Source organism: Gilvimarinus gilvus (assembly GCF_030518155.1).
GTDB lineage: Bacteria > Pseudomonadota > Gammaproteobacteria > Pseudomonadales > Cellvibrionaceae > Gilvimarinus > Gilvimarinus gilvus.
Genome location: NZ_JAULRU010000351.1, coordinates 1 through 347, shown reverse-complemented (window position 1 = coordinate 347; position 347 = coordinate 1). Strand labels below are relative to the sequence as shown.

The window sequence follows — 347 nt, the reverse complement described above, 5'->3', positions numbered from 1 at the left end:
CCTCGGCATTGCCTGCGGCCTCAGCTTCCCCGACCTTTCGCTACAACTCAAACCCCTAGGCGACGGCTTCATCAAGCTGATCAAGATGCTCATCGGCCTGATCGTGTTCTGCGTGGTGGTCAGTGGTATCTCGGGCGCCGGCGACCTGAAAAAGGTCGGGCGCATCGGCTTGAAGTCGGTAATCTACTTTGAAGTGCTGACCACCCTGGCGTTGGTGATCGGCCTGGTATTCGCCTTCAGCAGCGGCATCGGCAGCGGCGCCAATATTCACCTGGACCAACTGTCCAGTGCCGATGCCAGCAGCCTGGCCGAGCGCGGTCAACACATCCATGGCGCCGCAGCGTTCT

Annotated in this window: 1 protein-coding gene; it reads left to right on the top strand. The window is 60.5% G+C overall.

The window, feature by feature from the left end:
• The coding region (locus tag QWI17_RS06035) for a cation:dicarboxylate symporter family transporter (RefSeq protein ID WP_302721620.1) at nucleotides 1–347 on the top strand (347 nt) is incomplete at both ends.